20 protein-coding genes are annotated in these 23,510 nt (G+C 42.5%); 16 read left to right on the forward strand and 4 right to left on the reverse strand.

Annotated features, from left to right (window positions below):
• Nucleotides 1-50: 50 nt before the first annotated feature.
• From ACXJY6_RS18310 to ACXJY6_RS18350, 9 genes are all read left to right on the forward strand, one after another.
• A complete protein-coding gene (locus tag ACXJY6_RS18310; RefSeq protein WP_458769198.1) occupies nt 51-1,058 on the forward strand; it encodes a LacI family DNA-binding transcriptional regulator in 1,008 nt (335 codons plus the stop codon).
• 20 nt (nt 1,059-1,078) lie between these two features.
• Nucleotides 1,079-2,329: an extracellular solute-binding protein gene (locus ACXJY6_RS18315; RefSeq protein WP_456052981.1), complete on the forward strand. Its 1,251-nt coding sequence runs from the start codon at nt 1,079-1,081 to the stop codon at nt 2,327-2,329.
• Between the two features lie 64 nt (nt 2,330-2,393).
• A complete protein-coding gene (locus tag ACXJY6_RS18320; RefSeq protein WP_456052982.1) occupies nt 2,394-3,383 on the forward strand; it encodes a carbohydrate ABC transporter permease in 990 nt (329 codons plus the stop codon).
• Nucleotides 3,384-3,423: 40 nt separating this feature from the next.
• Nucleotides 3,424-4,281 carry a carbohydrate ABC transporter permease gene (locus ACXJY6_RS18325; RefSeq protein ID WP_458769218.1) on the forward strand — a complete coding sequence of 286 codons (858 nt, stop codon included), beginning with the start codon at nt 3,424-3,426 and terminating at the stop codon, nt 4,279-4,281.
• A gap of 8 nt (nt 4,282-4,289) precedes the next feature.
• Complete coding sequence (locus ACXJY6_RS18330; protein ID WP_458769199.1) at nt 4,290-5,639, forward strand: GH1 family beta-glucosidase; 1,350 nt, start codon at nt 4,290-4,292, stop codon at nt 5,637-5,639.
• Nucleotides 5,639-6,730 carry an ABC transporter ATP-binding protein gene (locus tag ACXJY6_RS18335; RefSeq protein WP_456052984.1) on the forward strand — a complete coding sequence of 364 codons (1,092 nt, stop codon included), beginning with the start codon at nt 5,639-5,641 and terminating at the stop codon, nt 6,728-6,730. Before ACXJY6_RS18330 ends, ACXJY6_RS18335 begins: the two co-directional genes overlap by 1 nt.
• A 70-nt stretch (nt 6,731-6,800) precedes the next feature.
• Nucleotides 6,801-9,212, forward strand: a complete 2,412-nt coding sequence (locus tag ACXJY6_RS18340) for a glycoside hydrolase family 94 protein (RefSeq protein ID WP_458769200.1) — start codon at nt 6,801-6,803, stop codon at nt 9,210-9,212.
• 116 nt (nt 9,213-9,328) lie between these two features.
• Complete coding sequence (locus tag ACXJY6_RS18345; RefSeq protein ID WP_458769201.1) at nt 9,329-12,421, forward strand: GH116 family glycosyl hydrolase; 3,093 nt, start codon at nt 9,329-9,331, stop codon at nt 12,419-12,421.
• A 79-nt stretch (nt 12,422-12,500) separates the two neighbouring features.
• A complete protein-coding gene (locus tag ACXJY6_RS18350; RefSeq protein WP_458769202.1) occupies nt 12,501-13,517 on the forward strand; it encodes a LacI family DNA-binding transcriptional regulator in 1,017 nt (338 codons plus the stop codon).
• Nucleotides 13,518-13,618: 101 nt separating this feature from the next.
• Here ACXJY6_RS18350 and ACXJY6_RS18355 read toward each other — a convergent pair whose 3' ends face one another.
• Nucleotides 13,619-14,482: an NHL repeat-containing protein gene (locus ACXJY6_RS18355; protein WP_458769203.1), complete on the reverse strand. Its 864-nt coding sequence runs from the start codon at nt 14,480-14,482 to the stop codon at nt 13,619-13,621.
• 134 nt (nt 14,483-14,616) lie between these two features.
• Between ACXJY6_RS18355 and ACXJY6_RS18360 the strand changes: the two genes are divergently transcribed.
• On the forward strand, nt 14,617-15,372 hold the full coding sequence (locus ACXJY6_RS18360) for a helix-turn-helix domain-containing protein (protein ID WP_458769204.1): 756 nt from the start codon (nt 14,617-14,619) through the stop codon (nt 15,370-15,372).
• A 56-nt stretch (nt 15,373-15,428) separates the two neighbouring features.
• Here the strand turns inward: ACXJY6_RS18360 and ACXJY6_RS18365 are convergent, their stop codons facing one another.
• Entirely contained in the window at nt 15,429-15,704 is a 276-nt protein-coding gene (locus tag ACXJY6_RS18365) for a DUF1330 domain-containing protein (protein ID WP_458769205.1), read from the reverse strand.
• 92 nt (nt 15,705-15,796) lie between these two features.
• Between ACXJY6_RS18365 and ACXJY6_RS18370 the strand changes: the two genes are divergently transcribed.
• Nucleotides 15,797-16,717, forward strand: a complete 921-nt coding sequence (locus ACXJY6_RS18370; protein ID WP_458769206.1) for a LysR family transcriptional regulator — start codon at nt 15,797-15,799, stop codon at nt 16,715-16,717.
• Nucleotides 16,718-16,727: 10 nt separating this feature from the next.
• Here the strand turns inward: ACXJY6_RS18370 and ACXJY6_RS18375 are convergent, their stop codons facing one another.
• Complete coding sequence (locus ACXJY6_RS18375; protein ID WP_458769219.1) at nt 16,728-17,219, reverse strand: MarR family winged helix-turn-helix transcriptional regulator; 492 nt, start codon at nt 17,217-17,219, stop codon at nt 16,728-16,730.
• Nucleotides 17,220-17,349: 130 nt separating this feature from the next.
• Here ACXJY6_RS18375 and ACXJY6_RS18380 point away from each other — a divergent pair, with 130 nt between their 5' ends.
• Both ACXJY6_RS18380 and ACXJY6_RS18385 read left to right on the forward strand, forming a co-directional pair.
• Nucleotides 17,350-18,243, forward strand: a complete 894-nt coding sequence (locus ACXJY6_RS18380; protein ID WP_458769207.1) for an EamA family transporter — start codon at nt 17,350-17,352, stop codon at nt 18,241-18,243.
• Between the two features lie 27 nt (nt 18,244-18,270).
• On the forward strand, nt 18,271-18,864 hold the full coding sequence (locus ACXJY6_RS18385; RefSeq protein WP_456052993.1) for an NAD(P)H-dependent oxidoreductase: 594 nt from the start codon (nt 18,271-18,273) through the stop codon (nt 18,862-18,864).
• Between the two features lie 81 nt (nt 18,865-18,945).
• On the opposite strand, the gene ACXJY6_RS18390 is transcribed toward ACXJY6_RS18385, so the two are convergent.
• Nucleotides 18,946-20,094 (reverse strand): cytochrome-c peroxidase, encoded by a 1,149-nt coding sequence (locus tag ACXJY6_RS18390; protein WP_458769208.1) that lies wholly within the window; start codon nt 20,092-20,094, stop codon nt 18,946-18,948.
• Nucleotides 20,095-20,411: 317 nt separating this feature from the next.
• Here ACXJY6_RS18390 and ACXJY6_RS18395 point away from each other — a divergent pair, with 317 nt between their 5' ends.
• The 3 genes from ACXJY6_RS18395 to ACXJY6_RS18405 all read left to right on the forward strand — a co-directional run bounded on the left by ACXJY6_RS18395 (nt 20,412) and on the right by ACXJY6_RS18405 (nt 23,497).
• Entirely contained in the window at nt 20,412-20,702 is a 291-nt protein-coding gene (locus tag ACXJY6_RS18395; protein WP_456052995.1) for a helix-turn-helix domain-containing protein, read from the forward strand.
• Nucleotides 20,692-22,002: a type II toxin-antitoxin system HipA family toxin gene (locus ACXJY6_RS18400; protein ID WP_458769209.1), complete on the forward strand. Its 1,311-nt coding sequence runs from the start codon at nt 20,692-20,694 to the stop codon at nt 22,000-22,002. The genes ACXJY6_RS18395 and ACXJY6_RS18400 overlap by 11 nt, the downstream gene beginning before the upstream one ends.
• Nucleotides 22,003-22,252: 250 nt before the next feature.
• Nucleotides 22,253-23,497 carry a DNA cytosine methyltransferase gene (locus ACXJY6_RS18405; protein ID WP_458769210.1) on the forward strand — a complete coding sequence of 415 codons (1,245 nt, stop codon included), beginning with the start codon at nt 22,253-22,255 and terminating at the stop codon, nt 23,495-23,497.
• Nucleotides 23,498-23,510 lie beyond the last annotated feature (13 nt).

Here is a 23,510-nt window from a genome sequence, read left to right on the forward strand (position 1 = left end):
CGGTTTGTAAACGGTTTCAAATAAGATGAATAGCTTAATTAGGGGTTTTAGTGACAACAATTAAACACGTTTCGGCACGAGCGGGCGTTTCTCAGGCGACAGTATCGCGTGTGATTAATGGTACAACTCGAGTCAGTCACGATAAGAAGTTAAAAGTGGAAAAAGCGATTAAGGAATTGGGGTATCGTCCGAATTCAATTGCTCAAGCTTTGGCATCGAGTCGGACAGGGAGCGTGGGTATTGTCGTTCCAGAGTTAGGTGGTCCTTTTTTCTCCGGTATCCTTCATTGTATTGAAGAAAACCTACGCCGGTTTGGGTATCACGCGGTTGTTACCGCAGGATCGAATACTGAGCAAGGTCAAAGAGAGTCAGTGGAGTTCTTATTGGGGCGTCGAGTTGATGCTTTGATTCTACATACCCAGCACTTAACCGATGATTATTTGATTGAACTGGAAGAGCAAACGGTACCCGTAGTATTGGTGAACCGTTTTATTCCTGAAATGAATCAGAGCTGTATTGATATAGATAATGAGTTGGGAGCAAAGTTGGCGACTCAATATCTTTTGCAACAAGGACATACTGACATTGCGTGTATTACAGGGCCCTTGGAAAAGTCAGATGCTAGAGAGCGTTTGCAGGGTTACCGAGTTGCACTGGAAGAACATGGGATTTTATACAACGAAGCGTTGGTGTCTGAAGCCGGGTTTACTGAAGAAACTGGCTTTGTTGCGACGCAGAAACTACTCAAACGCCGGTGCCAGTTTAGTGCGATTTTTGCGTCTAATGATCATATGGCGTTTGGGGCGTGTGAAGTTCTGCGCAGCGAAGGGCTTTCGATCCCCAATGATATTTCATTGGTGGGTTTCGATGATAACCTGTTTGCTCGGTACCTTACACCAGCACTAACGACGATTAATTTCCCAATTGAGCAGATGAGCATTGAAGCCGTTCAACTGACATTACAAAAATTAAATAAGAACAAACGAGATGTGAATTTCAAACTAAACCCAGCGTTGGTGGTGCGAGATTCAGTTAAAGACTTAACCTGTACCCTATAAAATAATATTAAGGATAAGACATGAAATTAAAGACATTAGCGCTTTCGAGCATGGTGGCATTTGGTTTAGCTTCTACCGCAACAGCGATAGCAGCAGACGCAGACATTCGTTTTGATGGATTTCCAGATTTCGACAGCAGTTTAAAAGTCATCTTGCCTGATTTCGAAAAAGAAACGGGCATCAAAGTCGATTACTTGATGAACAATCACGGTGATCACCACACTAAACTGACAACAAACCTAGCAACAGGCTCTGGTGCTGGCGACGTTATCGTTGTTGATGTAGAAAAAATTGGCCCATTTGTCGCCTCTGGCGGGTTGGTGAATTTATCAAAACAGTACGGTGCCGATAAATACGCCGATAAGTTTGCGGCCTATGCTTGGACACAAGGTAAAGGCAGTGATGGTGATGTCTACGGGATTCCAGTCGATTTAGGTCCTGGCGTTATGTATTACCGTACCGATATTTTTGAGAACGCAGGTATTGATGTAAAAGAAGCGATCAAAGATTGGGATTCTTACATTGCGGCGGGCGTGAAACTTAAAGAGCAGAATGTTCAACTTATCGCATCTGCTGCGGATGTGGCTCAAGCCATTATTTTTACAACAGTTCCAGAAGGCGAAGGTCTTTACTTTGATAACGATGGTAACTCAGTCGTAACTTCAGAGCGTTTTGTTCATGCATTTGAAGTGGCGAAAGAGATTCGTGATAAAGGGCTTGATGGTCGAATTCTTGCTTGGACGAACGAATGGTATGAAGGGTTCCGCAGCGGCACTTTTGCCACTCAACTTTCCGGTGCTTGGCTACTTGGTCACCTAAATAACTGGATTGCACCAGATACAGCGGGCAAATGGGGCGCATCTAACCTACCTGACGGAATTTATGGTAGCTGGGGCGGTTCGTTCCTCTCTATTCCAACTCAATCGAAGAAGCAAGATGAAGCTTGGAAGTTAATTGAATACATGACGACTAAGCGTGATGTTCAACTTAAGCACTTCGAAACTATCTCTGCATTTCCTGCGAACGTAACGACTTACGATGACGCTTTATTTGAACAAGAAGTGCCATTCTTAGGCGGTCAGAAAGCTCGTCTTCTCTTTGCTGAAGTAGCGAAAAACATCAAACCAGTGGCTCCTGCGAAGGGCGATCACGTTGCCAAGTCCATTATTTTGGAAAACGCATTGATGGAAGTGCTTGATGAAGGAAAAGACATTAAAACCGCTCTAGAAGAGGCCGAAATGTTAATCAAGCGCCGTACACGCAAACTGTAATAAAGAGTTCGTTTTAAGTTTGGGAGGCGCACGAAAGCGTCTCCCTAAGTAAGAGGTTGATACAATGAATCAGACAACGAACAGTGTCGTGGAAACTTCATCTCGCCAAAGTCTTTTTTCTCGCTTAAATATGAAAGCGTTTACAGCGTATGGCTTTTTGATGCCATTCCTCATAATATTTTCTGTTTTCGGGGTATTCCCGTTACTTTTCTCAGTCTATTTGTCGTTTCATGAATGGAACCCAGTTGAAGGGTTAGGGGCAATGAATTATGTCGGGTTTGAAAACTACGACATTGCGCTTACCGACCCTTGGCTGTGGCGATCACTTAAGAATACGTTGTGGTTGGCCATCACATCGGGTGTTGCTCAACATCTAATTGCCATTCCAGTGGCGTATATATTAGTTTCGATGAGTGACCGTTTGCGTCATTGGTTAACGTCAGCCTATTTCTTGCCGTTTATCACGTCTACGGTTGCTGCATCGCTTATTTTCTTCAATATGTACTCGCCTAATTCAGGCATTATCAACCAAACCTTGATGGCGTTAGCGGACAGTTCTTTATTGGGATGGGCATTTGGTTGGGTCAATGATTACCAACCCATTCGTTGGCTTGATGATGCCGCAATGGTTAAACCGTCGATCGCCATTATGGTGTTTTGGAAATATACCGGTTTCAACATCGTGCTTTATTCAACCGGGTTAATGACGATTCCAAAAGATATCCTTGAAGCCGCTCGCATGGATGGTGCCAATGTATTCCGACGTTTTTGGAATATTTCCCTTCCTATGATTCGTCCATTTGTCTTTTTTGCCGTCACGATGACGATTATTGGTAACTTGCAGTTATTTGAGGAACCTTTTGTTCTCACACAAGGTAAGGGTGGAACCGGGCAATCTGGCCTAACGATTTCGATGTATCTCTATAAAGTGGGTTGGGAATGGTTAGAAATGGGAACTGCTTCAGCGATTTCATGGTTGTTGTTTGCCTTGATTGCTACTTGTACTTCCATTCAGTTTTTCTTCTTCGGTAAAAAAGGGTTAGGGGAGCAATAATATGTCGACTCATTCTGTAACGTCGAGTGCTTCGTCCATCATGGCAATAAAGCCAAGCGATCGAGCTATCGAAATTATCGTTAAACTACTAATGGTCTTATTGGCGGTCATTCTTATCATTTCAGCGATTGTCACCGTATTTCCATTTGTTTGGTCAGCACTGCTATCAACGCGTGATAGAACTGAAATCTTTGGCTCGGGGATCAGTTTTGCGATTGGTGACAGCCTTGCGATTAACTATGCAAAATTGCAGGAAATTATGCCATTTTGGCAGGCGATGTTTAATTCCATTTACGTTGCTTTTCTAGGCACTACGATTTCTCTCTTATTTTGTAGTATGGGTGGGTATGCCTTTGCGGTGTTTAAATTCCGTGGCAAAAACTTCCTATTTGGCATGTTGGTCGGTTCAATGATGATTCCACCAGTATTGAGCTTAATTCCCTACTTCATGATCGTGAAATTCTTGGGTTTGATGGATAACCATATGGCGGTACTACTGCCGTTTACCGCAACCCCTTTTGGTATTTTCTTAATGCGTCAACACGTAGTGGCATCTATTCCCAAAGAGCTCCTAGAAGCTGCGAAATTAGACGGTGCTGGGGAGTTTAGAACCTATTGGAGCGTGGTATTGCCATTGATGAAACCAGCATTAGCAACTCTTGCTATCGTTCAGTTCGTCTTTTTCTGGAATATGTTTATGCAACCTTTAGTGGTACTTACCACACCAGATAATTACGTTATTACTCAAGCACTACGAAGTGTACAGGGTATTCCTAACACGCCTTGGGGCGCCGTTATGCTAGGTACCACGATTTCTATTTTGCCATTGGTCGTAACGTATCTCTTCGCATCAAAACAGATGATCAGTGGTTTAACGTCAGGCGCAGTGAAAGGTTAGGAAATCTAATGAATCAATATCAACTACCAACAGACTCAAAGCTACGCCGAAAGGAATTTGTCTTCGGTGTCGCGACATCCTCTTATCAGATTGAGGGTGGAACTTCAGAAGGCGGACGCACTCCTTCTATTTGGGATACATTTTGCAACACTCCAGGTAAGGTCGATAATGGCGATAGCGGAGAAATAGCCTGCGATCATTATCATCTTTGGAAACAAGATATTGAGATGATTGAAAGCCTAGGTGTTGATGCGTATCGTCTCTCCATCGCATGGCCAAGAATCTTGCCGGAAAATGGGGTGGTTAACCCACAAGGGTTAGCATTCTATGAACAAATTATTGATGAATGCCACGCTCGTGGGATGAAAGTGTATGTCACTCTCTACCATTGGGATCTACCACAATATCTTGAAGATAAAGGTGGTTGGCTTAATCGTGAAACTGCGTATAAGTTTGCCGAATATGCCGATATCGTAAGTCGTCATTTTGGTAACAAAATCGATGTTTACACCACATTAAATGAGCCCTTTGTTGCGGCATTTTTGGGATATCGCTGGGGAGTACATGCTCCGGGGATTATTGGCGAAAAAGAAGGTTTTTTAGCGTCGCACCATCTGATGTTAGGTCATGGTTTGGCGATGCCTTATTTGAGAGCCAATGCACCTAAATCTCTGCATGGCGTGGTATTTAATGCAACGCCATCTTATCCAAAGAACGATAAAGACATCGATGCGGCCGTGTATTGTGAAGCGGAAAACTACCATTGGTTTGTCGATCCGGTATTGAAAGGTGAATACCCGGCACTCGTAATGGAACACCAAAAAGCCAATATGCCTATGATTCTACCTGATGACCTTGAAGTGATCTCAGCACCTGTTGACTATATTGGCATCAATTATTACACCCGAAGCGTCGCGTACTATGACTCGGATGGCGACATTAAAACTCCTGTGCCTGAAGGTGTCGAAACGACCCATATCGGTTGGGAAATATACCCACAAGGACTAACGGATCTTTTGGTTCGATTTAAAGAGCGTTATGACAACCTTCCCCCGCTTTATATAACCGAAAACGGTGCTGCAGGTAATGACCAAGTGCACGACGGTGGCGTCAATGATAGCCAGCGTGTCCGCTATTTTCAGACTCATTTAGAAGCGGTTGATAACGCGATTAAAGCAGGCGTTCGCGTTGATGGCTATTTCGCTTGGAGTTTAATGGATAACTTTGAGTGGGCTTTTGGCTACCAGCAACGTTTCGGCATTGTCCATGTCGATTACCAAACACAAAAAAGAACATTGAAACAGAGCGCTATTGCGTATCGAAATATGTTGCAACAGCGCGCTGAGGAGAACAAGTAATGGCAAAAGTAGAGTTTAGAAACATTAAGAAATCGTTTGGTGATGTGGATGTGGTTAAGCATTTTGATTTCACTGTCGAAGATGGAGAATTTGTGGTTTTCCTAGGGCCATCAGGTTGTGGTAAATCGACGACACTTCGTATGCTTGCAGGGCTTGAGAGTATCTCTTCTGGCGATATTCTTGTTGACGATAAGTTGGTCAATAACGTTGATGCCAAAGATCGTGATCTTGCCATGGTGTTTCAAAGTTACGCGCTCTATCCACATATGACGGTTTACGAAAATATTGCGTTTGCTTTAAAGCTAAAAGGCATGAAAAAACCTGATATTGATGCAGAAGTCCGCAAGGCCGCCAAGATGTTAGAGCTTGAACAGCTGCTCGACCGAAAACCTAAAGATCTTTCTGGTGGCCAACGTCAGCGTGTTGCAATGGGTCGGGCTATGGTACGAACCCCGAAAGTGTTTCTGTTCGATGAGCCTTTGTCGAACCTCGATGCTAAGTTGCGTGGTGTGATGCGTGAAGAGATTAAACAACTTCATCGCGAGTTAAAAACAACCACAATTTATGTAACGCACGACCAAATCGAAGCGATGACGTTGGCAGATCGTATTGTCATTCTTAAAGACGGTTATGTGGCTCAAGTTGGTACGCCAACGGAAGTATTTAAGCGTCCCGCCAACAAGTTTGTTGCTCAGTTTATTGGTAACCCTTCAATGAATATGCTCGATGCTCAATTGATCGATAGAGGAGGCGAATTTTTTGTGACATTGGGAGAGATTGAAATTCCCTTACCAGAGCGATTTAAAGCACTGGCTTCGAAAAATATCGCATTGCATTTTGGCGTTCGACCGACCGATATTCATCTAAGAGCGCAACAAGTGGATCATGATCGCCTTCTGCCTGTTCCTGTAAAAATTAAAGATAAAGAGTTACTTGGTGCCAGTATTTTGCTCAAAACCGAAATTAGCGATCAACCTTTAATGGTGGAGACTCAAGCTGCAGAAGTGAATGTAGAGGAATTAACACTTTACCTCGATTTAGATGCAATCCACCTATTCGATGCACTTAGTGGGAACTCATTGGCAAGTTAATTAACCGCCTAAATAAAAATTTTACATTTTGGCTTTCACCCATTGAGAAAGCCGGCTAGGGAATAGAGATATGAAATTCGGATATTTTGACGATACCAATAAAGAATATGTCACCACTACACCATGTACACCGATCAAATGGAGTAACTATGTCGGTACGCTGGCGTTTGGTGGATTAGTTGACAGCAATGGAGGAGTGATATTGTGTAAAGGTGATCCGGCACTAAACCGTATTACCAAATACATTACCCAGTTGCCAAACTCAGATTTTAAAGGGTCAACGATTTACCTTAAGGTGACGGATAAAGCGGGCAAGGTTGAGGTGTTCTCTCCGTTTTATACCCCAACATTAAAGCCATTGGATAAATTTGAAAACCATACTGGGCTGTCTTACACCAAGATTGTTTCTGAAGGGTATGGCGTTCGTTGTGAGGCAACGTTATTTGTTCCTAAGAGTGATGCCGTCTTACTCGAAGATATTAAAATTACCAACCTGAGCGACGAAGAATTGCATGTCGATGTGGTTCCGGTTTTTGAATTCACGCATTTTGATGCATTAAAACAGTTGGTCAATGCAGATTGGGTTCCACAAACCATGACGCTCAATGCCCATCAACAAGAATCGGGTCACATTGTTCTTGAGCAGTACGCCTTTATGAAGCGCGATTACGCGGTTAACTTGATGACAGCAGACCGAGTTGCAACGTCGTTTGATGGAGACCGTCAGAAATTCCTTGGCAACATGGGATACGGCAGTTGGAGTGCTCCAGAGAAATTATTTACCTCTGAACTTGGCAATAGTGAATGCGTACGTGGGGACAACATTGGTGCACTTAACTTGCGTTTGGGTTGGTTAAAGCCACAACAAACTGAACGTACGGTCGTTCAGTTGACGCAGATGGAAAGTGTTGACGCAGCGACGTCATTGCTAGAGAAATATCGTGACCATGAAGAAGTCGATCGTGCGTTTTACGAGTTGGCTAGGCATTGGGGCGATTACTTGTCGACAGTTCAGGTGGAAACTCCTGATCCTGCAATGAATTCGATGTTAAATATTCATAACCCAAGACAGTGTCATACGACAAAGAACTGGTCTCGTTACCTGTCGCTTTATCAATTGGGTTACGGAGCAAGAGGCATCGGTTTTAGAGATTCATCGCAAGATACCCTCGGTGTTATTACTCATATGCCAGAAGAAGCGCGTGAGTTTATTGAACGATTACTCTCGGTACAAAACCAGAATGGTTCAGCTATGCATCAGTTCTTTCCATCAACCATGGAAGCGAACGCTGGAGACTCACGTGAGGAGTTAGATCGTCCTGATTATTATGGTGATGACCACTTGTGGATTATTTTCTCAGTGGCTCAGTACATTAAAGAAACCGGCAATGTCTACTTCTTAGACCGTGTTATTCCTTACTATCAAAAGGACACACAAGATAATCCAATTGAATCGGGAACGGTTTGGGATCACTTGTGTCGTGCGATTGAATTTACCTACTCCAATACGGGTCAACATGGTTTGCCTTTACTTGGTTTTGCAGACTGGAACGATACGGTGAATTTGCCGACTGGTGCAGAATCTATGATGGTTGCCAATATGTACGGAAAGGCGCTGTTGGACATGTTGGATCTCTGTGACCTAAAACAAGATTTCGAGCTTAAAGCTCAGTATCAAACCCAGTATGAGCAGATGAAATCGACAGTCAATGAGTGTGGCTGGGATGGTGAATGGTTTATTCGTTATTTTGATGAAAAAGCTGCGCCAATAGGCTCAAAAGTGAATCTTCAGGGGCAAATTTATACCAATGGTCAAAGTTGGCCTGTGATCTCCGGCTTTGCGAGCCAGGAGCGGGCGACACAAGCGTTAAATTCGGTTTACAGCAAATTGAATACCGCAAATGGGATTAAGCTTTCAACACCAGGATATGATGGATTTGATCCAAATTTGGGTGGCGTCTCGACATACCCTCCTGGGGCGAAAGAGAACGGTGGCATTTTCCTTCATGCAAACCCTTGGGTCATGATTGCCGAAGCGAAAATGGGCAACGGTGACCGAGCTTACGAATACTATCGTCAGATAAACCCAGCGTCTAAAAATCATTTTATCGAAGTGTTTGAATCAGAACCGTACTGCTACCCACAGAACATCTTAGGGGATGAGCATCCGCAGTTTGGGCTTGGGCGTAATGCTTGGTTATCTGGGACGTCATCTTGGACATATATCGCTGGCACGCAATGGATTTTAGGCATTCGCCCTGAAGTGGATGGATTAACCATTGATCCTTGTATTCCTTCTGGCTGGCCTGAGTTTCGTGTTCAACGTCGCTTCCGTGGTGCGACGTATCATATTCATGTCACCAACCCAAATAGCGTTAGTAAAGGGGTATTGGAAATGCGAGTCAATGGCGCAATTGTTGAGGGAAATAAAGCGCCGATCTTTACCAGTGGTGAGCATATTGTTGATGTCATTCTTGGCTAACGATAAGGGGAGTTAACCTTCTCTCCTTAAAAGGTCATCTTTGAAAATAAAAGAATGAGTTAACGCATTGATATAAGAGATTGCTCGATTAAGCATTCAATATTGGACGTCGGACTATGACAAATAAAATTCCATATACCTCATATTTAGGTAAGTCTGAGGCACTTTGTAGCAAAGGAAATGCGGTTGAATTTATTCAACCTTGGTATGTCCCAATTTCGACAACACCTGAAAATACAGGTATGGCTGTCGGTGGTATTGGCAATACGTTCACACTGACACCTGAAGGGAAAACGCCTAATTTTAGTTTTATCCCTGGAATATTTATCGATTGTGAGCACGAGGATATTCATTTTAACGACTTCTATTGTTCTGTTATGGATGATATTTCGTTAGATAATCTAGAGATACTCGATGCCGATGAGTTGGCCTCATTCTTAAAGTTTTATCCTGCGGATTTGGGCTTCGATTGCTCGGCAATAAGCAGCAAAGAAGCGTGGCTAACCAACATTCAACACTCGCTTAAATCGGGAGAATTTTATCTTAATAACCAACGGGCTTTTGCACGTTGGAATGTCGAGTTCACAGCAAAGACTCAACGTGAAATTAGCGTTAACCCCAAATCGATGCAGACCCAGTTATTGGTCGCTCTGGACTTTTTTAATGGGTTATTGGTTAACGCGAGTGCAAGATCTCTGTCTCTAACGGCGGGCAATCGGCATTCTAGAATCGACAGTATTTCAGCAAATCAGATTGATTACCGAGCACTCTACCCTATTGCTGAATACGAGTATCAAGCATTTGAAACCGTCAAAATTACGCGAAATGTGATTTCACCTGTGGTTAAGGATGATCAGAAACTGTGCAGTTTACCGCTGCACTGGAATCACTTCTCGATGGTCAATCAGTCTGAGAAAACTCAATTGGTTACGTTGGTTCAGCCACTAAGAAACCTTATTGGTTCAACCTATCAAAAGGCGCGAGATGGTATACAGGATTCTTGTTGTCATTTGGTTCAAAATCCGATTGCACAACGTCATTGTAAAGTTGAAATAGGGGGAGAAGAATTTCAATTTTCAGGTGTGAGTCTCAGCTCTCAATCAAGATACGGGGCAGATATTGAAGGCGAAGTTGTGTATGGCGTGCATGCTGATACCCAATCGGTTTTCTCAAATACAGTCACGGTTTCGATGAAATCTCAGTTGTACGCTAGTCATACACAGCAGCAAGTTGAACGCGCATTGAAAACGGGGCGAACCAACGATCATTTTGATCATGGTATATACAGCGGTCGAGAACCCTTGAGTGCATTGGTGTGTGTCCAGATCGAATTACAAGCGGGCGAAAGCATTGAATTGCGCTTTGCTCAAGTGATGGATCATAGCAAGATATCGTTAAATGGTTGGGCATCAGAAAAAGCGTATTCACGTTATTATCCAGATGACAAACGAGCCAAGGCGATGCTAGAGGATGTGCTCCCTCAATTAGAAAGTATTGAAGAGCGTATTATCAGTCAGCAAAGTGAGTTTCGATTGCAAGCTGAAGCTGCCTTTGAGCACAGTGACAGTAGTGCTCGATATGCGACGATGGCAATGAATAGTTTATCCTTCTTAGCGGAGTCTACCGTATGGGATAAAGAGAATAAGTTTTTAGTGAAAGAGTGCGTCGACTACCCATTTTTTAACTCTCTTGATGTTTATTTCTATGGTTCGTTCTCATTGCTCTATCTACTTCCGGAACTCGATGGCTGTGTGATGACGCATTTTGCCGAGGCCATTTTATCCAGTGATGACACGGTTCGGCGATATTGGGAATACGAAGATAAACCCAATGCAGAATTAGTTGATGAGAAGTATCAAGGGACACGTGCCATAGAAGGCGCGGTGATTCATGACTTAGGCAGCCCTTATGACATTCAGCCAGATGCTTACAGTTGGCATAATGTAAAAGAGTGGAAAGACTTAGCACCGAAATACATTTTGATGGTGTATCGTCATTGGCAAAAAACGGGCAATCTGGATGTGGTAACACAGTGTTGGCCAGCTGTTCAAGCGAGCATTAGATTTCTAAATGGTTTGATCGAAGAAGGGGATACCTTACCTCTGACTCGTGGTACCGATGATACCTTTGATAACTTATCATCGCATGGTGTCTCTATTTACTGTGGTAGTTTATGGGCGGCAGGATTAAAAGCAGCGAGCGAGCTGGCAAGTTTACTCAATGAGCCGACATTGGCTCTAGATTTTTCTGAGCGTTCAGTACAAGCTATCGCAACGGTAGAACGTGGATTGTGGGATGAGAAGAACGGCTACTACCATTTCTTTATTACGCCGATTCAAGCAAAGCATTTAACCGGAATCGATTATCAATTACTTGAGCCTTTAGGGTTAACATTATCTGGAGAGGCCATTGCAGATGCGAGTCTTTTGAATCAGTTTTTAGATGATGTTGATTTGACAAGTTCAGTGCCCAAAAGTCAGCAGCGAGCTGAGAAAAAACAGACGTTGCTATCATTAGCCCCCAATGCCTTTAGTGATGAATTTACTAAGCTTGTGCCTGACTCTGATAACAGTTTTGGTGATGCCTTACTGGCCGATAGCTATCTGAAACTTGTTGGCTTAGAAGGACTATTTCCTGAAGAGCGTATTGATCGAACATTAGATTTTATCTACCGAACGAACTTTGAAATAAATAGCCCTAAGTTGGGAGTCGCCAATATGACTTTAGCGGATGGTCAACCTCATGAGGCATTTCAAGCTCAAGATGTGTGGATTGGCGTTCAATTTAGTGCTGCCACTGCGTTAAGGTTTGCAGGGAAGCAACAACAAGCTGAACGCTTAATTGATACGGTATATCATGCGCTTTATGGTATGGCGAAAATTCCGTTCGCAGCTCCTGAAGGTTTTAACTGCTCGGTGGCGGTGACTCAAGCTAGCTTAGCAGAGCAATTTCAATTGACGTCTGCGGTGGCAAGTGACTGGTATAATGACTTAATCAAGGTGGGTTACTTACTTGGTGATGGTCGAGTAAACCCTGAGTTGACCAGTGATATTTCGACCTTTAAGTGCCAGCTTGAGGCTTCGCGTGTGATTGAAGAGTCAGTCATGCTAGATCTGAATAAATGGCTTTTAAGTACAGGGCTAAAATACACCGCAGGGCGCTACTTTAGGCCAGGTATGATATTCGCCTATCTTTATGAGTCATTGTAGGCAAAATGACGAGCACTCCTATACATATAGGGGTGCTAAAGTTATCTTCTATCTTTCTATAGTTTGATAAGTGAATTCAATGAAAAAGCGAAGTAAAAAACAAATAACCGTTTACGATGTCGCTAAGCATGCTGGCGTATCAGCAAGTACCGTTTCACGATTTCTTAATCGAACCACTTATGTTTCTGATGACAAGAGTAAAAACATCGCTCGCGCCATAACGGATCTTGGGTATACGCCCAATTTTCATATGCAGGAAAACACCAATAGCCGTACTTTGACGATTGGTGTATTGGTTCAGCACCCAGACAGTCCATACACCAGTCGCATCTTAAACGATATGGAAAATGTATTATTAGCACAGGGCTACTCGTTGGTTTTGGCTAGTGGTCATTGGCAAAACAAGCTCGAAATGCACGCGCTTGAGTATTTGATGAAAAGTCATGTTGATGGCTTGGTTGTCGTTACCGGTACACTGAGTGAGGAGCTGATTTTAAAAACAGCAAAATCGATTCCTGTTGTCACTGTAGGATTTAATATTGAAGGCGATAATATACGTTCCCTTAACCTAGATAATGTTCTCGGGGGCTATATTGCCACGCTGCATTTATTGCAACTTGGTCACATGAATATCGCGCATATAAAAGGATTAGCAAGCCAACCCGATTCAGGCGCGCGTTTTGATGGGTATAAAAAAGCGTTACACGAAGCTGAGATAAAGGTAAATCCAAAACTCGTGAAGCAAGGGGATTTTGGTGCTGACTTAGGTTACGAAAAAACAGTTGAGCTGATTGAATCGAAAGTGCATTTTTCGGCGATTTTTGCCTCCAATGATCTTACAGCCTATGGTGCTATAAAAGCATTAACCGATAATGGATTTCGAGTACCAGAAGATGTGTCAGTTGTAGGGTTTGATGACTTACCTACTTCTCGATACTTCACTCCGGGGTTGACGACGTTACGCCAGCCAATTGAAGAAATTGGGATTGTTTGTGCGCATTCGATACTGAATTTATTGTCGGGGGAAAAACATGAAGCTAGGCTCCCACCAATCGATCTAATGCTTAGACAGTCGACAAAATCTGTCTATCGTTAGTAACCAAAGGTGGAAGCATATTATTTGTCTTCAATATGACGACTAAGAATTCTTAAACTCGAAAGAAACTCCTTGGTAGCGAAGAGACACTATGTAGATCTCTACTTTTTCTCTTCATAGCGATATGCCGCAACACGATTACTCATCATGTAAGGAACGAGCAACAGGTTGTGTTTCTCGTCCAGCCAGAAATCCGCAGAGGTTTGACCATAAAGCTCTCGGTCTACTATTTTTCCTTGATTGTTTAAAGTGAGGAGCTCCCCGGTTAAAAAGTCTGTTGCTAACCAGCCATTGGGTAAAGGGTGTAAGCCATCTAAGTTATTCCAAGAACGGTCATCAGGTAAATTTTCGATATGCTTGTCGCTCAGCGAAATGCGTTTTAGTAGGCCACTTTCTTCTGTGGAGAAATCTGGCTTAGGGTTCTTGCCCCAAGCCGCCACATAAAGGTAATCATCTTTGACTACAAGGCCATTCGGCGCCTCCAGTTCTTCGGTCTCCAACCAGACGGTTAATTCTTGGTTTTTTAGGCGATAAATACGGTTCCCCATCCAGTCGGAGACATAGAGATCCCCATGCTTGTCAAATGCTAAACCATTCAGAACACCAGCACCTGGAACTGGGTAGCGTGCTGAAATTTGAGCGGTATCGACATTAATGACGACGAGCTCTTTTACATCGGCGATATAGAGATACTCGCCTTTTTGCGCGAGACCTTTTGGCGAACTAAGTCCTGTGACCCATTCAACAGTATGACTTTTCCCATCAGAGCTAATGAGGCCAATGCTGCCATTCTCATCCTCTAACACAGGATCCATATTTATATTTGATACGTAAATCTGGTTACGTTCGTTATCGATCAGTACCGATTCTGGCATTTTAAAATCATCGTATTGCCATAATACTTCTGGTTCAGCAAGGGCAACTTGAGAGAGTAGTAGGCCAGCAATCAACGTGGTCTTTTTCATGTTGTTCTCCAATAGTGTGTAGTTAAGACTATGGATATGGAACACCTAAAGTATCTTTTTGTCATTAATGTAATTAAAAGGTACAATTTGTGTATCTAATTGGGTTGGGTAAGTACCATTAAATGGAGAAAACAATGCAACAGGCTGCTCCTCAAGAGATCACCACTGCTCTCAAATTGGCATTGAAAGCACAAGGTATTACTTACAAAGATGTGGCCAATCACATTGGTGTATCAGAACAAACGATTAAGCGATTATTTAAAGATCGTGACTGCTCACTTAGCCGACTGAGCGAGGTGTGTGATGCGATTAATATTTCCCTTTATGATTTGCTTGAAGTAGCGAAAGGGTACTCTGAGCCTTTGGTGCGCTTAAATGGTCAACAAGAAGAGTTTCTTGCATCCCATCCCTCACACTTCTATTTCCTTTTCTTTCTCGTCTCTGGCTATAGCCTTGATGCTGTTCAGGAAAATTACGAGCTTAATGACATCACTGTTTTTCGTTACTTACGTGATTTAGACCGGTATGGGTTTATTGAGCTATCGGCGAATAACCAATTCAAACTCAAAGTGGAAGGCAAATTATTAATGAGTTTGGATAGCAAGTTAGCCACTCTTGTGCGAGAGAGAAATCATAATTTCTTGGACCATGCGATAAATAACCACAGTGATCCTAAAACTTGGTTCTCTAGCTCATTTCGTTTTATGTCTCCAGACACGCTCAGTGCTTTAAATTCGGATATGGAAGCGTTAATGCAGCGTTATCGCAAAGCCGCTTATCAAGATGAGGCAATTCTACCTAAAGATCGCCTTCTACCAGTCAAATGGTCGACAATTGCAGCCCCTTTCAATATCTGTGGAGAGTGGCCACTTGAAAGAGATATTGAGTAGTTGTTGTGATGTGATTATTCATTGGGCTCACTATGATAAGTAAGCCCATTTGCGTATTAAACCAGATGAAATTGACTGTTCATTCCTTTCTCTCGTAATGGAACCAGTGCTTGATATGCTTCACTATGGTACCAATTTCTCGCGCTTTCCTGATTTGGGAATTCAATGACCGCTTTATTCTTATATTCAGAGTCGCCATGCAGTATTTCGATTTCTCCTTTAGCAATAAATTTTCCACCGTAAGCGGTAACGGTGTCAGCAGCTTGCGCGCTGTAAGCGGATAGTTGGGTTTTATCTGTTGGGGTTAGATCAATAATGACTAAGCAGGTCATAAGAAAGTTTCCTTTTGTTGATGGTGTTGACACAGAATAAAACTTACTGAATATTAAACAATAACCACAATATGTACGGACTGTTTAATAATATGAACGCAGTAAAGCTAGCACCATTGCTCCTTATTTTTGTCGAAGTTGCCAAGAAAGGCTCTTTTACCGCGGCAGCGAAAAAATTGGGTTTGAGCAAGTCGGCAATTAGCCAGCAAATTAAGCGTTTAGAAGAAGCCACCGGCCATCAGTTATTGGTGCGGAATACGCGAGGTTTGGTATTAACTGCTGTTGGAGAGACATTACTGAGTCGTAGTGAGTTATTAAGTGAGCAGCTCAGTCTGACACTCACTGAGCTCGAGAGTGAAAAAGAACAACCGAGTGGTGTGTTTAAGGTCGCTATTCCTCCATTTTTCGAAAAAGACATTGTTATTCCGGCAATTCACCAATTGTGTTTGGAATTTCCGTTTATTCAGCCAGATGTAATTGTGACGGGAAAATGGCAAGATTTAATTGAACATGGCCTAGATGTTGCGGTATTTGGTGGCGATCTTAAAGATTGTAATTATCGAGCTTTGTCTATTGGTAAGGTCGCTGAGGTCTTTTGTGCCTCTCCTCGCTATATTAAACAGCACGGCAAGGTGAAAGAAGTCGCTCAACTTTCTCAACATCGTTTTATTGCAACGCCGTGGCAAAATGGTGAGCTGCAACTTTTTGATAATCAACAAAAGAATCCATTTTCCTTCTCTATTGAACATTGCGCTAAAGCGAATTCGTTGTCCACGGTATTGGATATGGCGCGCTATGATATGGGAATAGTATTGTATCCTGAGTTTCTCGCTCAGTCGGCATTGCTTAAGGAGCAGCTGGTGAAAATACTACCTGCGGTTCAAGGAAGGGCCTGGCATTTCTATTTCTTGCACCAATACCAGAAGGATAAGCCAGCCCACGTCACTCGTTTCTATCAATTACTTTGCCACTATTTCAATCACGTCTCCTTAGCTGCACCTGATAAATTGTAATTTTATAAGCTCAGAGGGACTGCTTTTGCGCGAGTAGTATCTTTTTTAATAGTGCAGCACATTGAACTTTTTCATCTTCATCAAGCATTGAAAGCATTTCATTCATATTCATAACGTGAGCCTCAACGGCAAGGTTGATAAGGTTTTTTCCTTGTTCCGTTAAGGTAACCTTGCAGCTTCGACGATCTTCCGCACTTAAAATTCTTTCTATTAAACCACGTTGAACAAGTGCTTCAATACGAGTGCTCATTGCGCCTGAGGACAGCATAAGTGTTGTATAAAGATCTGTTGGTGTTAGGGGCATTTGGCTTCGACATAGAGTTGCAAGTATGTCGAACTCGATCCCACTCAACTTGTGATGCTTGAACACATGACTTAGTTGTTTCTTCCAGACCGATTCAACTCGTGCCAAGCGTCCAACGATGCCCATCGCAGAGCAATCTAGATCCGGTTTGGCTTCTTTCCACTGCTGTAAAATGAGGTCTACATGATCATTCATAATTAAAACCATAAAAGTAACTTTCTAAAAAGATACTTGATTTCTCTTTCATTTAACAATACTCTCTAAAAAGTATCTTTTTGGAAAGATAAATAATCGAGCAATAAAATAATTCTTATTGAGAGAGGGAAATGTGAAGAAAAATAGTTATCTTATGACTGTAGGATTAACCGCCATCGCGCCGATTATCTGGGGTAGTACCTATATTGTGACGAGCGAATTACTACCGGAAAATTATCCTGTTACAGCTTCTACATTGCGAGCATTGCCCGCTGGCCTAATTCTAGTATTGTTAACGAGATCATTACCATCTGGTCATTGGTGGTGTCGATTAGTGACCTTAGCTTTTTTGAATGTTGGTTTTTTCTTCTATTGTCTATTTTATGCTGCCACACACCTTCCTGGTGGAATGGCCGCGTTAGTAATGTCTATTTCTCCGATTGTTGTCATCGTATTAAGCTATTTTTTATTGAAAAATCAATTGAATATAAGGCAATTAGTGGCGAGTTTTTTTGCTATTGGAAGCATGGCACTGTTGCTTTTTAATGAGCAAGCTGAGTTAAATGTTGAAGGCGTTGTTATAGGAGTATTCGGTGCAATCAGCATGTCTTTCGGGATAGTACTAACCAAGCATTGGGGAAGTCCTCAAACCATGACTCTACTTGGTTTTACAGGGTGGCAATTGCTTTTGGGAGGGAGCATGTTGCTACCATTGGCATTATGGTCTGAGGGGGTGCCGAATGAGATCACGATTAAGAATACTATAGGATATGGTTATTTATCTATCGTAGGAGCAATACTTGCTTATGCACTTTGGTTTAATGGAATTAGTAAACTGCCAACGCTCACTATTTCCATTCTAGGTTTTTTGAGCAGCCTCTCTGCGGTATTACTCGGGTATATATTTCTCGGCCAATCGTTAAATCTTCTTCAAGGAGTTGGAATGTTAGGCCTTTTTGCTGCAATTGTTATGGTCAGTTCGCGTAATCGCGTTTCTGCTAAGCCCATTAATGTGCAGACTGAATAAGTCATTTAATTATTTTAAGGATACTTTATGAAACTCACGATTATTTCTGGTAGTCAGCGTGGTAACTCACAGAGCTTAAATGTAGCTCGTTATTTAAAAAAGATGAGTAGCAAAGGTTTTAAAGAAGTGCAGATCATGGATCTGTTCGATCTCAATTTGCCATTTTGGAATGAAGGGGTTTGGCAAGATACGGATGAATGGAAGCCATGGAAGGAGATTTCTCAGCAGCTTTCTGTCTCTGACGCTTTCGTTTTTATAACACCTGAATGGCATGGTATGGCGACACCAGCATTAAAGAACTTTCTTATGTTAACAACCGCAAATGAGTTGGCACATAAGCCCGCATTACTTGTAAGCGTTTCTGCCAGTGGTAATGGGGTTTATCCAATCAGTGAATTAAGAATGACAGCCAGTAAAAATAATCATGTTTGCCTTCTGCCTGATCATCTAATTTTTCGCCACATTGAATCCACATTAGACAGTGAACTCAATTGTGTTGATGAAGGCATGATGCTCCGTACGCAATATACATTAGAACTGTTAGCTTCATATGCGACAGCATTAAAACCTATTCATCATGCTATGGGTGAAAAAGGTCGACCTTTTGTTTATGGAATGTAAGTAAGTGCTCACCATGACTTGATAATACGGTCTAATTCGAATGTTTAGACCGTAATAATCATTGTTGTATTCGATTGAGCACTATTTCAGCAAATGTTCATAACGTTCATCGGTGAGCGTTTTTAAGAAGGCAACCAATGCATCGACTTCTTTATCGGTTAATGCAGGGGCCTTAAACTCTTTATCTTCTAACGCTAGGTTGCGGTTTACTTCTGGTTCACGCCAAGGCTGCCCAGTTTCAGGATTTAGCTTGCGCGTGCTGTTGTTGTATTTGTCATAAAATAGAATGGTAGTGCGAAGGTCCTGAAAAACACCGTTATGCATATAAGGTCCGGTAATAGCAACGTTCCGCAATGTCGGGACTTTGAATTTTCCCGCTTGTTTCTCATCGTCGATTCGAGGGTGCTCTAATAAACCTCTATCTACATAATCCAGACCCAATCCATTGGCTTCTCGAACAGCAATATTCATCGGCACGCCGAGGTTGTGGTATTCATAGTTCGAGAATGTTTCGCCTTGGCTATTACCAAATGCTTTTAATTGATGACAACTATTGCAGTTCGTAAATTGTTGGGAAAAGAACAGTGCTTCGCCCAAGGACTCTTGCTTGGTTAAAGAGACTTCTCCTTTAACGTAGCGATCGTACTTAGAATCAAAAGGGGAGAAAAAGTCGGTTTTCTCAAACTCGGCAATACTGTCGGTCATTGCACTATATGCGGCGTCGGTATCTTCAAAAATCGTATCACCATAAAGCTCGGCAAAGCGTGTTAGATAGAACTCATTTTCTTTTAATCGACCAACAACGGATGCTTTATCAGGCATTCCCATTTCGAGACCGTTGAGTGGAGGTCCACCTGCCTGACCGGCTAAATCCCGTTCTCGTCCATCGAGGAACTGGCCTCCCTTAAACTCGCCAGTTTCACTATTTCGAGTAATAACAGGAATGCGATTGGCGTATGCAGCGCTTGGAGCATTGCGATCACCAAATGAGTGACCATCATCACCCAGTGAAACCATGGCGTTGAGCGGATTTTTTCTATCATCAGCAAAGCCATGAGCTGGGTTGTGGCAGGTTGCACATGATTGAGTCCGGTTCTTCGATAAATTTACATCGAAATATAGGATTTGCCCAAGTTGAGTTTTTGCTTCTACTGGCGTTGTGTCTGCACTCGCGAATGCTGGTGGACAAAGCATGATCAAACATGACCATAGGATAGATTTACGAACCAAAACAACCTCCAAGTAGAATCGAATATTTTTTGTTGAATGAACGAATATTCAGAAACAATAACGCCCTTGATAATTATTCGTATTCTCATGGTTATTGTATATGACACGTATCAATATTGTGAGTAGTAAATTATCAATAGTGGTAAAAAATTGGTGTTTGGTTTGCAGTTTACTAAGTAGTGGGTGATGTAAAGAATCAGTAATTAGTATCCTTCTCCAGTCATATAGTGACCATTCACACCTGAATGGGTATTATTGTGTCCATAACTCACAAAATTACGCTATAATAGATATTACTGTATCCATTGAGGCTGCATATGAACTTTTCACTTTTAGATGATACCGATGTTAGTCAAGCTTTTGCTTCTCACCTGCGTGGCTTACGCAAACAAGCGAAGTTATCTCGAGAGGCACTGGCCCAGCGTAGTTGTGTACCAGCTTCGACCATAAAAAAATTTGAGCTCACCGGACAAATTTCATTTCGCCAGCTGCTGCTTTTATGGCAATCGCTGGATTCACTAGACCGGCTTTATCAATTGACACAAGTAACCGCTGACCGCACCGCTTTACCGACCAGCATCGAAGAGGTGCTTAAAGATGAGTTTTAAATCCATTCAAAAGCTGAATGTGGAGCGCACTCTCACAACGGGAGAAATCGTATCGGTAGGAATATTAGCGCAAAACCGTCAAGGTGTTTTCTTTCAGTACGATGAAAAATATCTAAGCAGGTTTGGCAATTTATCCCCTTTTACTCTTCAAGGCGATGTGCGATTGCAGCAAGCACCAAAAGAACCTCACCAAGGCATTCACGGTGTTTTTGGCGACAGTCTTCCCGATGGTTGGGGTTTGTTGTTGCAAGATCGTGTGTTTCGCCAAAAAGGTGTAATACCAGCGCAAGTAACGGCAATGGATAGACTAGCGTTTGTTGGCCAGCAAGGAATGGGGGCATTGTCTTTTACCCCTGTATCAGAGTTTTCATCGGATCAGCGATCAGATATTGATTTGGCAACACTCGGCTTGGAAGCACAAAACTTATTTGATCAATCCCAGACTGACGACTTAGACGGTAATACTCAACAGGTGCTCACTACCTTAGTCGCCGTAGGAAGCTCCGGCGGTGCTCGCCCTAAAGCGCAAATTTATATGCCTGCTGGCGACGCGACGCTATGCCGCACCTATGCACAACCTGGCGATGAAGCATGGTTAGTTAAGTTTACTTCGAAGAACTTGGCGCTGGGCCATGAAGAGGGTTTGTGTGAAGCGGTCTACTTACAAATGGCTGAGTTGGCAAAATGCCAGCCCCCGATGTGGCAATTAATTGAAGCGCCAGCAAGTAGCGGCGCTAAGGCATGGCTTGCGTTAAAACGCTTCGATTATTTACCCGCACAGAAGAACGCTGGACGTTTACATATGCACAGTGCCTGCGGCTTATTGGATGCTGACTTCCGAAGCCCGAGCCTAGATTACAGCGACCTTATTAAAGCCAGTCGCCAACTGTGTAAGTCACCTGCTGCTGGGCAACTTCAATTTCGCCGTGCAATGTTTAACTTATTTGCCGTGAACCAAGACGATCACAGTAAAAATTGGGGCTTTTTACAAGCCGATGATGGAAGTTGGGAGCTGGCCCCTTTTTACGATGTGACTTTTAGCCCTCACCCCTTTAATGAACATGCCACCGCCTTTGCAGGATACGGAAAAGCGCCACCACTCAAAGTGATGCAAAAGCTTGCGACCAGTGCAGGCTTTGCTACATGGAGGCAAGCGCAAGAATGCATTCAAGAAGTCGTTGATGCCATTAGTCAGTTTAGGCCGCTTGCCGAGAAACAAGCGATCAGTAAGACAACCGTATTCGCGATAGAAAAAACACTCGCAGAGCGTAAGCAAGAAAATGAGGCACTCTTAGGTTGAGATGATACTTTCTTAAGCTGAGGTAAATACTGTCGCATCTGATTTATTCAATGATGCCACCCCAGAATAACATTTGATGTAGGTTAGCTTTATACCTTTGAGTTTCATAAGTTTGGTAGGTGTTAAGCTTAGCTAACTATTTTTTAATGTTAACTCACAAACTACAAACCTTTTAGTCCTGGTCTTTTGCTAGAATTACTTTAAGATAATAATATCTATATGCAATTAAGTTTTAAGAGTATTTTTGTAAATGTCAGACAAATTGAATCAACGTAAAAAAGGCACTTATATAGACCTTTTCTCAGGGTGTGGCGGATTTTCGCTAGGTCTTGGTAATGCAGGTTGGGAGGGACTATTTGCTGTAGAAAAAGATTCAATGGCATTTTCTACTTTTAAACACAATTTGATTGACGGGGCTCATGCTCACTTTAACTGGCCAAGTTGGTTGCCAAAACAAGAAACTACAATCCAAGATCTTCTTGAAAATCATCTAGAGCAATTATCGGCTCTGAAAGGTGAAGTTGATCTAATTGCAGGGGGGCCTCCTTGTCAGGGTTTCTCCTTGGCTGGCAGAAGAAATGCAAAAGATCCCCGTAACAAGTTGTCTGACGAATACATCAAGATGGTAGAGATAGTCTCACCTAAATATCTGTTGCTAGAGAATGTCCGTGGCTTTAACGCATCTTTCAAGCCAGCTGAAGGTAAGAAGGCTAGAAAGCCTCATTCAATGGTCGTTAAATCTAAGTTAGAGAAGTTAGGTTACAAGGTATATACAGACTTTTTATGTAGTGCGGATTTTGGTGTTCCTCAGAAAAGAACTCGATTCATTATGATTGGAATAAAAAAAGAATTGGTGACGGAAAACTTTAAAAACCCTTTTGAAATTCTAGCCAACACAAAAAGAGATTTTTTGATTGATAAAAAGCTCCCATTACGTCATGTAAAGGTTAGTGATGCTATCGGTGATCTTCTAGTAAGTGAAAATGGACTTGCTTATCATTCTGGGAATGAAGTTAGTGGCTTTAAAGAAATTAACTACACTCAGCCCAAGAAGCAATCAAAGTACCTTCGAGTTATAAGAAAGAGTGCAGGTAAAAAGAAACCCAATAGTCTTCGTCTTGCTCGCCATAAAGATACAACTATACAGAAGTTCACAAGAATTCAGCAGATCTGTAAGCCGGGTGTGAGTTTGAGTGACGCTATGCGGCTAGAGATAGGTACGAAGAAACAAGCCATCACAGTACTCAATGCTAATGAGCCTTCCAAGACGCTAACTACCCTCCCTGACGACTTACTTCATTATTCTGAACCTAGAATACTCACTGTAAGAGAGATGGCTAGAATCCAATCTTTTCCCGATGATTTTGATATTTTAGGCAAATATACGACTGGTGGAGAAAGAAGGACTCAAGAGTGTCCTCGTTATACCCAAATAGGGAATGCGGTTCCTCCTCTTTTAGGTGAAGCATTAGGTTTACTATTAACAAAAATTTGATATGAATTGGTGA

The organism is Vibrio phycocola (genome assembly GCF_054404255.1).

Coding starts and splice junctions, on each gene's coding strand:
- ACXJY6_RS18315 (WP_456052981.1), top strand. CDS start 1,079: ATGAAATTAAAGACATTAGCGCTTTCGAGCATGGTGGCATTTGGTTTA.
- ACXJY6_RS18320 (WP_456052982.1), top strand. CDS start 2,394: ATGAATCAGACAACGAACAGTGTCGTGGAAACTTCATCTCGCCAAAGT.
- ACXJY6_RS18325 (WP_458769218.1), top strand. CDS start 3,424: ATGGCAATAAAGCCAAGCGATCGAGCTATCGAAATTATCGTTAAACTA.
- ACXJY6_RS18330 (WP_458769199.1), top strand. CDS start 4,290: ATGAATCAATATCAACTACCAACAGACTCAAAGCTACGCCGAAAGGAA.
- ACXJY6_RS18335 (WP_456052984.1), top strand. CDS start 5,639: ATGGCAAAAGTAGAGTTTAGAAACATTAAGAAATCGTTTGGTGATGTG.
- ACXJY6_RS18340 (WP_458769200.1), top strand. CDS start 6,801: ATGAAATTCGGATATTTTGACGATACCAATAAAGAATATGTCACCACT.
- ACXJY6_RS18345 (WP_458769201.1), top strand. CDS start 9,329: ATGACAAATAAAATTCCATATACCTCATATTTAGGTAAGTCTGAGGCA.
- ACXJY6_RS18350 (WP_458769202.1), top strand. CDS start 12,501: ATGAAAAAGCGAAGTAAAAAACAAATAACCGTTTACGATGTCGCTAAG.
- ACXJY6_RS18355 (WP_458769203.1), bottom strand. CDS start 14,482: ATGAAAAAGACCACGTTGATTGCTGGCCTACTACTCTCTCAAGTTGCC.
- ACXJY6_RS18360 (WP_458769204.1), top strand. CDS start 14,617: ATGCAACAGGCTGCTCCTCAAGAGATCACCACTGCTCTCAAATTGGCA.
- ACXJY6_RS18365 (WP_458769205.1), bottom strand. CDS start 15,704: ATGACCTGCTTAGTCATTATTGATCTAACCCCAACAGATAAAACCCAA.
- ACXJY6_RS18370 (WP_458769206.1), top strand. CDS start 15,797: ATGAACGCAGTAAAGCTAGCACCATTGCTCCTTATTTTTGTCGAAGTT.
- ACXJY6_RS18385 (WP_456052993.1), top strand. CDS start 18,271: ATGAAACTCACGATTATTTCTGGTAGTCAGCGTGGTAACTCACAGAGC.
- ACXJY6_RS18395 (WP_456052995.1), top strand. CDS start 20,412: ATGAACTTTTCACTTTTAGATGATACCGATGTTAGTCAAGCTTTTGCT.
- ACXJY6_RS18400 (WP_458769209.1), top strand. CDS start 20,692: ATGAGTTTTAAATCCATTCAAAAGCTGAATGTGGAGCGCACTCTCACA.
- ACXJY6_RS18405 (WP_458769210.1), top strand. CDS start 22,253: ATGTCAGACAAATTGAATCAACGTAAAAAAGGCACTTATATAGACCTT.